This is a genomic window from Streptomyces hygroscopicus subsp. hygroscopicus (genome assembly GCF_001553455.1).
Lineage (GTDB): Bacteria > Actinomycetota > Actinomycetes > Streptomycetales > Streptomycetaceae > Streptomyces > Streptomyces hygroscopicus.
The window spans coordinates 1-9,526 of sequence record NZ_BBOX01000429.1; the positions used below are offsets into that span (position 1 = coordinate 1).

The 9,526-nt window shown below is 72.3% G+C and carries 7 protein-coding genes; 5 read left to right on the plus strand and 2 right to left on the minus strand.

What is annotated here, in order from left to right:
• Positions 1–640: 640 nt before the first annotated feature.
• Complete coding sequence (ileS, locus tag AXW62_RS34500; RefSeq protein ID WP_060947912.1) at positions 641–3,778, minus strand: isoleucine--tRNA ligase; 3,138 nt, start codon at positions 3,776–3,778, stop codon at positions 641–643.
• Positions 3,779–4,376: 598 nt separating this feature from the next.
• Here ileS and AXW62_RS34505 point away from each other — a divergent pair.
• The 4 genes from AXW62_RS34505 (at position 4,377) to AXW62_RS34520 (ending at position 7,402) form a co-directional block, all read left to right on the plus strand.
• Entirely contained in the window at positions 4,377–5,228 is an 852-nt protein-coding gene (locus AXW62_RS34505) for a TraR/DksA family transcriptional regulator (protein ID WP_060947913.1), read from the plus strand.
• 72 nt (positions 5,229–5,300) lie between these two features.
• A complete protein-coding gene (locus AXW62_RS34510) occupies positions 5,301–5,894 on the plus strand; it encodes a signal peptidase II (RefSeq protein WP_060947914.1) in 594 nt (197 codons plus the stop codon).
• 105 nt (positions 5,895–5,999) lie between these two features.
• On the plus strand, positions 6,000–6,941 hold the full coding sequence (locus AXW62_RS34515) for an RluA family pseudouridine synthase (RefSeq protein WP_030831689.1): 942 nt from the start codon (positions 6,000–6,002) through the stop codon (positions 6,939–6,941).
• Positions 6,941–7,402 carry a GNAT family N-acetyltransferase gene (locus AXW62_RS34520; RefSeq protein ID WP_244503280.1) on the plus strand — a complete coding sequence of 154 codons (462 nt, stop codon included), beginning with the start codon at positions 6,941–6,943 and terminating at the stop codon, positions 7,400–7,402. Before AXW62_RS34515 ends, AXW62_RS34520 begins: the two co-directional genes overlap by 1 nt.
• A 130-nt stretch (positions 7,403–7,532) precedes the next feature.
• On the opposite strand, the gene AXW62_RS34525 is transcribed toward AXW62_RS34520, so the two are convergent.
• Positions 7,533–8,759: a mechanosensitive ion channel family protein gene (locus AXW62_RS34525; protein WP_107406380.1), complete on the minus strand. Its 1,227-nt coding sequence runs from the start codon at positions 8,757–8,759 to the stop codon at positions 7,533–7,535.
• 118 nt (positions 8,760–8,877) lie between these two features.
• Here AXW62_RS34525 and AXW62_RS34530 point away from each other — a divergent pair, with 118 nt between their 5' ends.
• Positions 8,878–9,468: a dienelactone hydrolase family protein gene (locus AXW62_RS34530; protein ID WP_030831698.1), complete on the plus strand. Its 591-nt coding sequence runs from the start codon at positions 8,878–8,880 to the stop codon at positions 9,466–9,468.
• The last annotated feature ends 58 nt before the right edge of the window (positions 9,469–9,526 follow it).

The following is a 9,526-nucleotide window of genomic DNA, read 5'->3' on the forward strand; positions in this document are numbered from 1 at the left end:
GCCCCGGCCCTTGCCGTGCGGGCGGGGACGCCCGGGGGTCTTCCCCTGCCCGGCCCTCCTTGCCCCTTCCCGTGGCCGGGGTTCAGCCCCGGCCCCCGGCCCGCAAACGCCCAACGGGGCAACGGGGCTGACCGCGCCGTAACCCCGGGGCTCGCGTCGGGGCTGGGACGGGGGTGTCGGGTGGGCCGGACGGCCGCGGGGGGGGTGACTCCGGGTGCGGGTGCGGGTGCGGGGTGTCGGGTGGGTTGGGGGGACGTCACGCGGGATCGGTCCCGGGCCTTTGACCCGAAGGGGGCCGGGCGGGCTGGGCCGTCGTCACGCGGGGTCGGCTCGGCCCCTGTCCACGGGCCCGGGCAGGGCGGACGGCCACAGTCCGGGGGCCCTCCCGGCTCTGGTCCGGGGGCACCCCGAGCAGGACGGGCGGCCATAGCCCCAGAGCCCCGGGTCTGGTCCGGGGCATCCCGGGCAGGGCGGACGGACGTGACCCGGGGTCCGGCTCCGGGCGCTGGTGCCGGGGTGCCGGGCGGGCTGAAGCAGCCCGCCCGGCGCATGAGGTCACGCCCGTAAGGCGTCCGGACCAGGGGCGGGGCCCCTGGTCCGGGACGGGGCGGATCGGGGGACGGACACCTACGCCGGAGCGCTACGCCTTGCGGAGGCGGAACGTCAGGCCCAGGGGGGCGTCCTCGAAGGGGGTGCCGTACGCGGCGTCGGCCTCGCCCGCGGCGAAGTCGGTCGCGAGGACCTCGTCCGCGATCAGCTCGGCATGGTCGGTGAGGGCCTGGCGGAGCTCCTCGTCGGCCGACTGCCAGCGCAGCGCGATCCGGTCGGCCACGTCCAGCCCGCTGTTCTTACGGGCCTCCTGGATCAGGCGGATCGCGTCACGGGCGAGCCCCGCGCGCCGCAGCTCCGGGGTGATCTCCAGGTCGAGGGCGACCGTGGCGCCCGCGTCGGAGGCGACCGACCAGCCCTCGCGCGGGGTCTCGGTGATGATGACCTCGTCGGGGGAGAGGGAGACCTGCTCGCCGTCCACGGTCACCGACGCCGTGCCCTCGCGCAGCGCCACCGACAGCGCGGCCGCGTCCGCCTCCGCGATCGCCTTGGCGACCGGCTGGGTGCCCTTGCCGAAGCGCTTGCCCAGCGCGCGGAAGTTGGCCTTCGCGGTGGTGTCGACCAGCGAGCCGCCGACCTCGCTCAGCGACGCGAGCGAGGAGACGTTGAGCTCCTCCTCGATCTGGGCGCGCAGCTCGGCGTCGAGGGCTTCGAAGCCGGGCGCCGCGACCAGTGCCCGCGACAGCGGCTGGCGCGTCTTCACACCGGACTCCGCGCGGGTCGCGCGCCCCAGCTCCACCAGGCGCCGCACCAGCGTCATCCGCTCCGAGAGGACCGGGTCGATCATGGACCGGTCCGGCTCCGGCCAGGTGGCCAGGTGCACGGAGACGGGGGCCTCGGGGGTCACCGGGACCACCAGGTCCTGCCAGACCCGCTCGGTGATGAAGGGCACCAGGGGCGCCATCAGCCGGGTGACCGTCTCGATGACGTCGTGCAGGGTGCGCAGCGCGGCGGCGTCGCCCTGCCAGAAGCGGCGGCGGGAGCGGCGCACGTACCAGTTGGACAGGTCGTCGACGAAGGCCGACAGCAGCTTGCCGGCGCGCTGGGTGTCGTACGCCTCCATGGCCTCGGTGACCTGTTCGGTGAGCGTGCCCAGCTCGCCCAGCAGCCAGCGGTCCAGCAGCGGCCGCTCGGCCGGAGCCGGGTCCGCCCCGGACGGCGCCCAGCCCGAGGTGCGGGCGTACAGCGCCTGGAAGGCGACCGTGTTCCAGTAGGTGAGCAGCGTTTTGCGCACGACCTCCTGGATGGTGCCGTGGCCCACCCGGCGGGCCGCCCACGGTGAGCCGCCCGCGGCCATGAACCAGCGCACCGCGTCCGCGCCGTGCTGGTCCATCAGCGGGATCGGCTGGAGGATGTTGCCCAGGTGCTTGGACATCTTCCGCCCGTCCTCGGCCAGGATGTGACCGAGGCAGACCACGTTTTCATACGAGGACTTATCGAAGACGAGCGTGCCGACCGCCATCAGCGTGTAGAACCAGCCACGGGTCTGGTCGATGGCCTCGGAGATGAACTGCGCCGGGTAACGCTTCTCGAAGAGCTCCTTGTTCCGGTACGGGTAGCCGTACTGCGCGAACGGCATCGAGCCCGAGTCGTACCAGGCGTCGATGACCTCGGGCACCCGTTCGGCCGTCAGCGAGCAGCCGTCGGTGGCGCAGGTGAAGGTGATCTCGTCGATGTACGGCCGGTGCGGGTCCAGGCCGCTCAGGTCGGTGCCGGTCAGCTCGGACAGCTCGGCGAGGGAGCCGACGCAGGTGAGGTGGGACTCGGCACAGCGCCAGATGGGCAGCGGGGTGCCCCAGTAGCGATTGCGGGACAGCGCCCAGTCGATGTTGTTATTGAGCCAGTCGCCATAGCGACCGGTCTTGACCGATTCGGGATACCAGTTGGTCTTCTCGTTCTCCCGCAGCAGCGCGTCCTTGATCGCGGTGGTGCGGATGTACCACGACGGCTGGGCGTAGTAGAGCAGCGCGGTGTGGCAGCGCCAGCAGTGCGGGTAGCTGTGCTCGTACGGCACGTGCCGGAACAGCAGGCCGCGCTCCTTGAGGTCCGCCGTCAGCGCCTCGTCGGCCTTCTTGAAGAACTGCCCGCCGACCAGGCCCAGCCCCTCCTCGAAGGTGCCGTCCGGGCGGACCGGGTTGACCACCGGCAGACCGTACGCCCGGCAGGTCCTCAGGTCGTCCTCGCCGAAGGCGGGGGACTGGTGGACCAGACCGGTGCCGTCCTCCGTCGTCACGTACTCGGCGTTGACGACGAAGTGCGCGTCGGGGATCTCCACCAGCTCGAAGGGGCGCCGGTAGCTCCAGCGCTCCATCTCGGCCCCCAGGAAGGACTCCCCGGTGACGGTCCAGCCCTCGCCGAGCGCCTTGGCCACCAGCGGCTCCGCGACGACCAGCGACTCCTCGCCGTCGGTGGCGACCACATAGCGCACCTGTGGATGCGCGGCCACGGCGGTGTTGGAGACCAGGGTCCACGGCGTGGTCGTCCACACCAGCAGCGACGCCCGGCCCGCGAGCGGTCCGGAGGTCAGCGGGAAGCGGACGAAGACCGAGGGGTCGACGACCGTCTCGTAGCCCTGCGCCAGCTCGTGGTCGGACAGCCCGGTGCCGCAGCGCGGGCACCAGGGGGCGACCCGGTGGTCCTGGACCAGCAGCCCCTTGGTGAAGATCTCCTTCAGGGACCACCACACCGACTCGACGTACTCGGGGTTCATGGTCCAGTACGCGCCGTCGAGGTCGGTCCAGTAGCCCATCCGCGTGGTGAGCTCGGCGAAGGCGTCGGTGTGCCGGGTGACGGACTCGCGGCACTTGGCGTTGAACTCGGCGATGCCGTACGCCTCGATGTCCTTCTTGCCGTTGAAGCCCAGCTCCTTCTCGACCGCCAGCTCGACCGGCAGGCCGTGGCAGTCCCAGCCCGCCTTGCGGTCGACGTGGTAGCCCCGCATGGTGCGGAAGCGCGGGAAGACGTCCTTGAAGACGCGGGCCTCGATGTGGTGGGCGCCCGGCATGCCGTTCGCGGTCGGCGGGCCCTCGTAGAAGACCCACTCGGGCCGCCCCTCGGACTGCTCGAGGCTACGGGCGAAGATCTTGTTCTCCTGCCAGAAGTCGAGCACGGCGTGCTCGAGGGCGGGCAGGTCGACCTGGGCGGGCACCTGGCGGTACTGCGGCGTCATCGGGGCTCTTCTTCCTCCGGCGGACACGTGCTCTTTCCGTTTCCGTCGGAGGGACGAGAGCCGTGCGCTCCCGCGGTACCACCCTCCTTGACCGGCAGCGGGCGAGCGGCCGGCCCCCTCATTGGGTTCGCGATGCCGGTTCTACTGACCCAGTGCGGGGGTTCTTCCGGCGGCTCCGGGGTGATCCTTCACATCGCGCTCGCCCCCGGGCTCACACCGTCCCCGGGTCGCTCTGGGCCGCCTACGACGCTACTCGTCCCCATCCACGCCTTTCGCTGCGCCCAGTGTACGGGGCCGGGGAGACCGGGGCCGACCGAATAAGGCGCTGCGCCGAGTGGGGGATGTCCGGCTCCGCGGGTTGACCCGAACGGCGCTGCGCCGGGCGTCCCGGTTCCGGTCGTCACGCTGGGTCACTCCCGGGTGCCGGATACCGGACGGATTACCGCGTGCCGAGCGGGGCACAACGGTGGAGACCGGGTTGTCGTACCGGCAAGCCGGGCGAATCGGGCGGCGTGCCCCGTTGCCGCCCGCCCGGAGTCGATTTATCGTTCCGGAACGATTCGCGCGCAAGATCACAATATGTGAAGGGGCCGCGGCCATGGTGGCTAGGAAGACCGCCGTGCAGAAGAGCACGGCGAAGGCGACGAAGGCCGCGCCCGCCGGGAAGAGCGCCTCGGGCAAGAAGGCCGCGAACAAGACCGCGACGGCCGCCGGGGCCGCCGCGCAAGGCCCCGCCAAGGCCGCGAAGAAGAGCGCACCGAGGAAGAAGGCGGCCACGCCCGCCAGGAAGAACGCATCCGCCGAGACGGTCGCGCCGGCCCGGAAGGGCACGGCCGGACAGACCGTGGCCGACCAGGCCACGGCTGGGAGGACCGAGGCCGGGAAGACCGCGGCCAGGAAGGCCGCGCCCGCCGACGAGGCGGTGCCCGCGAAGAAGACGGGAGCCAGGAAAGTGGTTGCGAAGAAGACCCCGGGTGGTGCGCCGAACGACAAGAAGGCCACGGCGACCGCGTCCCCGCTGCCCAAGGCCCGTGCGGCGGGCGCGCCCGTAGACCCCGGTGAGCTCGCGGTACGTCCGGGCGAGGACCCCTGGTCGGCCGAGGAGGTGGAGCAGGCGCGCACCGAGCTGCTGACCGAGGCCGGACGGCTGCGCACCGAGATCCTCGCCTCCGAGGAGGCGATCACCGGCCTGATGCGCGACTCCGGTGACGGCGCGGGCGACGACCAGGCCGACACCGGCACCAAGAACATCACCCGCGAGCATGAGATGGCCCTGGCCGGGAACGCCCGCGAGATGCTGCTGCAGACCGAGCGGGCCCTGGAGCGGCTGGACACCGGCACCTACGGGCTGTGCGAGAACTGCGGCAACGCGATCGGCAAGGCCCGGATGCAGGCGTTCCCCAGGGCCACCCTGTGTGTCGAGTGCAAACAGCGCCAGGAGCGGCGCTGACGCCCGTACGTGTGTGCCGTACCCTCGTCCCTCACAGGGGGAGACTGGCCCGGACAAGGTTGAGGGACTCACGTGACAGAGGCGGAGCAGGCCATCGGTACGCCGGACGCGGGGAAGGCAGAGGAGGGCGCCGGGACCAGCGCTGCCGGAGCCGGATCCGATGAGGCCGCTGCGGGCAGGGGGAGGCGGCGCGTCGGGGTGCTCCTCGCGGTCGCCGCGCTGGCCTATCTGATCGACCTGGTCAGCAAGCTGGTCGTGGTCGCGAAGCTGGAGCACCACGCTCCGGTCGAGGTGATCGGCACCTGGCTGCAGTTCGAGGTGATCCGCAACCGGGGCGCGGCCTTCGGCTTCGGCGAGGCCATGACCATCGTCTTCACGGTGATCGCGGTCGGGGTCATCGTGGTGATCGCGCGGCTGGCCCGCAAGCTCTACAGCACGCCCTGGGCGGTCGCGCTCGGACTGCTGCTCGGCGGGGCCTTCGGCAATCTCACCGACCGGATCTTCCGGGCGCCCGGCGATCTCCAGGGGGCGGTCGTGGACTTCATCGCCCCCTCCCACTTCGCGGTCTTCAACCTCGCCGATTCGGCCATCGTGTGCGGTGGCTTCCTGATCGTGATCCTGTCCTTCCGCGGTCTGGACCCGGACGGCACGGTCCACAAGGACTGACCGGGCACCGGTCCGGTCCGGTCCGGACCCGGCCCGGACCCGGGGCGGGCGGCCGGTGTCCGACGGGCGTGCGAACCGGTGTCCGCGGTCCGGCATACTCGTCTGGTGAGTACGATTCCCGAGATCCGCACCCTGCCCGTACCGGACGGTCTGGAGGGCGAGCGCGTCGATGCCGCGATCGCTCGTATGTTCGGTTTCTCCCGGACCAAGGCGGCCGAGCTGGCCGCCGCCGGAAAGGTGCAGCTCGACGGCAGTGTCGCCGGGAAGTCCGACCGGGTCTCCGGGGGCGCCTGGCTCGAGGTCGAGATGCCGCAGGCCGCGCCGCCGGTGCGGGTCGTCGCCGAACCCGTCGAGGGCATGGAGATCGTGCACGACGACGAGGACATCGTGGTCGTCTCCAAGCCGGTCGGCGTCGCCGCCCACCCCAGCCCCGGCTGGACCGGCCCCACCGTGATCGGCGGGCTGGCGGCCGCCGGCTTCCGCGTCTCCACCTCGGGCGCCGCCGAGCGCCAGGGGATCGTGCACCGGCTGGACGTCGGCACCTCCGGGCTCATGGTCGTGGCCAAGTCCGAGCTGGCGTACTCCGTGCTCAAGCAGCAGTTCCGCGAGCGCACCGTGGACAAGCGCTACCACGCGCTGGTCCAGGGCCATCCGGACCCGCTGAGCGGCACCATCGACGCCCCGATCGGGCGCCATCCGCAGCACGACTACAAATGGGCCGTGACGGCGGACGGCAAGCCGAGCGTCACCCACTACGACCTCATCGAGGCGTTCCGGGCCGCGAGCCTGCTGGACATCAAGCTGGAGACGGGCCGCACCCACCAGATCCGGGTGCACATGGCCGCCCACCGCCACCCCTGCGTCGGCGATCTCACCTACGGCGCGGACCCCACGCTCGCCAAGCGGCTGAAGCTGACCCGGCAGTGGCTGCACGCCGTGCGGCTGGGCTTCGAGCACCCCGCGCACGGTGGATGGGTGGAGTTCGCCTCCGCCTACCCGGACGACCTGCGGGGGGCGCTGGAGACGGTGAGGGCAGAGAGCTCGTGATCCAGGTCGTGACCGACGGGGACCTGACCGGCTGCTTCGCGGTGCGCCGGGAGGTCTTCGTGGTGGAGCAGCGGATCCCCGAGGAGGAGGAGATGGACGCGTACGACGCGCACGCCGTCCACCTCCTCGCCACCGACGCCGAGGGCGCACCGGTGGGCACCGTCCGCTTCCTGCACGGCGCCGCCGCGGACAAGAAGTACGCCCACGCCGGCGTTGACGGCGCCACCACCGCCGTCCTGGGCCGCCTCGCGGTGACCCGGGCGGCGCGCGGCACGGGGCTGGGGGCCGAGCTGGTCCGGGCCGTCGAGGCGGAGGCCCGCCGGCGCGGTCTGGCCGAGGTCTATCTGGAGGCCCAGACGCATGCGCTCGGCTTCTACGAGCGGCTGGGCTACGAGGCGTACGGCGCCGAGTTCGACGAGGGCAGCGGCATCCCGCACCGGGCGATGCGACGGCCGCTGTAGCGGTGCGGCCCCAGGGGCGCGGCGGCGTAGGGGCTTAGGGGCGTAGGGGCGTAGCGGCGGTTCCGCGCGGGCTGCCCTTCGCCGGGGGCTTCGTCGCGCGGTCCGCCTTTCGCCGGGGCGTCGCGCGGCCTCAGCGGCCCTGCCACGGCCCCGGGGCGTCGTAGCCCTGCTTCGGGGGCTGGGCGTCGTAGTGGGCGTCGTAGCCCCCCTGCTTCGGGGGCTGGGCGTCCTTGTGCAGCCCGTCCTCGAAACGGGCGAACGTGGTCCTGCGCTCATTGCCCCGCTCATGGGCGCGCTCGCGCTCCAGGGGCGTCTGCGGGGGCTGGGCGGCCGGGGCGGTCGCGATGCGCGGCAGGGCGTGCGGATGGGTCTCCCGCAGCCATGTGATCATTTTCTCCCGCACCTCGCAGCGCACTGTCCAGGCGTCGTCCGGGTCCCGCGCCGTGATCAGCGCCCGGACCAGCATGGTGCTGGGGGTGGTGTCCGTCACCACCAGGTTCCAGTCCCGGCCGTCCCAGGCCGGGGACTTCTGCACGATCTCGCGCAGCCGCTCCCGCATCTCCTCGATCGGCGCGCCGTGGTCGAGGTGGAAGAAGACCGTGGCCACCTTCTGGGTGCCGCCCCGCGACCAGTTCTCGAACGGCTTGCTGGTGAAGTACGAGACCGGCATGGTGATCCGGCGCTCGTCCCAGGTCCGTACGGACAGGAAGGTCAGCGTGATCTCCTCGACGGTGCCCCACTCGCCGTCCACGACCACCGTGTCGCCGATCCGCACCATGTCGCCGAAGGCGATCTGGAGCCCCGCGAAGAGGTTCCCCAGTGTGGACTGGGCGGCGACACCGGCGACGACACCGAGGATCCCGGCCGAGGCCAGCATGGAGGTGCCGACCGTGCGCATCGTCGGGAAGGTCAGCAGCATCGCGGAGGCCGCCACCACGCCGACGATCGCGGCCACCACCCGCTGGATCAGCGTCACCTGGGTACGCACCCGGCGCACCCGCGCGGGGTCGTGCGCGCTGGAGGCGTAGCGGGAGTAGGAGGACTCCACGATGGCCGACGAGACCCGCACCGCGAGCCAGGCCGCCGCCGCGATCAGCACCAGTGCGAGCAACTGGCCGATGGCCGACCCGTGCTGCTGGACGACCGACGCCTGAGTCTTGTCGTAGGAACCGCTCAGCAGCGCCGTGCACACGGTCACCTGGAGCGGGAGCCGGCAGCGGCGCAGCCGGTCCCACAGCGGGGTCTCCGGGTGCCGGGCGTCGGCCCGCCGCAGCAGCCAGTCGACGGCCCAGCCGATGACCAGCGTGATGGCCAGTGAGCCGCCGATGACGACGAGCGGACGCAGCACGTCCTCCATGGACACCTACCTCATCCTTCCTGCGGGAGACTCCCGGGTGTCCTGTCCCGCCTTCCCCGGAACGGGTGTCCTCAGACCGCGACTGGCACGATGGGAGAGGCGAATCACAGGAAGGGAAGTGACAGCGGTGGCCGGTACCTCGACGATTGTTCTGTTCCACTCCGCGTACGGGCTGCGGCCCGCCGTGCAGGAGGCGGCCGACCGGCTGCGCGCGGCCGGGCACGAGGTGGTCGTGCCCGATCTGTACGAAGGGCAGACCGCCGACACCGTCGAGGACGGCATGGTGATCAAGGAGCGGATCGGCCGGGACGAACTGCTGAAGCGGGCCGTCACCGCCGCCGCGCCGTACGCGGACCGCGGGCTGGTCTACGCCGGCTTCTCGCTCGGCGGCTCCCTCGCGCAGAACCTGGCGCTGGCCGACGACAAGGCGCGCGGGCTGCTTCTGCTGCACGGCACCTCGGACATCGCCGACGACGCGACGGCCGACGAGCTGCCGGTGCAGCTGCACGTGGCCGACCCCGACCCGTTCGAGCCGCACGACTGGCTCAACGCCTGGTACCTGCGGATGCGGCGGGCGGGGGCCGATGTGGAGGTCTTCCGCTACGCCGGGGCCGGGCACATCTTCACCGACCCCGAGCTGCCGGACTACGACAAGGAGGCCGCCGAGGCCGCCTGGCGGGTGGCGCTGGGCTTCCTGGCCGACCTCTGAGCGGGTGGCCGGGTCGGCGCGCCCGGGGCGTCGGGCCGCCAGGTCAGCCGGGCCGGGG